Source organism: Streptomyces murinus, from assembly GCF_002154555.1.
Taxonomy (GTDB): domain Bacteria; phylum Actinomycetota; class Actinomycetes; order Streptomycetales; family Streptomycetaceae; genus Streptomyces; species Streptomyces murinus.
Window position 1 is genome coordinate 1 of the sequence record NZ_MUNF01000539.1, and the last position, 625, is coordinate 625.

At 65.8% G+C, this 625-nt stretch carries 1 pseudogene; it reads left to right on the forward strand.

The annotated features are described in order from the left end of the window. Nucleotides 1–221: 221 nt before the first annotated feature. Nucleotides 222–625: pseudogene (locus CCN72_RS29195) on the forward strand (steroid C27-monooxygenase); the annotation flags it as partial.

Consider the following 625-nt stretch of genomic DNA (forward strand, 5'->3'; position numbering starts at 1 on the left):
CTAGTTCTGTGGTGCAGTCTGGGGACGTGTCGTACGTCACCGCAAGGGGTGTGCAGCCGCCGAAGTCGTGATCTGCACGAATTCCGCACGGATTGGCCGGACCTCGCCCCTTGCCACTTCTAGAACCCGTTATTACGTTCGGGGACATCAGCTGATGGTTCGTCAGATGTCTCTTCGGACGTCTCGCCGGATGTCTGCAGAATGGATGGCTGGAGCCGCCGATGCCCTGCCCCGCGCTGCCCGACGGGTTCGACTTCACCGACCCCGACCTGCTGCACCACCGTGTGCCCCTGCCGGAGTTCGCCGAGCTGCGCCGCACCGAGCCGGTCCGCTGGATACCGCAACCGCACGGCATCGCCGGATTCGCCGACACCGGCTACTGGGCCGTGACCCGGCACGCGGACGTCAAGCACGTCTCCACCCACCCGGAGCTGTTCTCCTCCTTCCTCAACACCGCCGTCATCCGCTTCAACGAGCACATCTCGCGCGACGCCATCGATGTGCAGCGGCTGATCCTGCTCAACATGGATCCCCCGGAACATACGCGGGTACGGCAGATCGTGCAGCGCGGCTTCACGCCACGCTCGATCCGCGCCCTGGAAGACCGGCTGCACGCCCGCGCCGA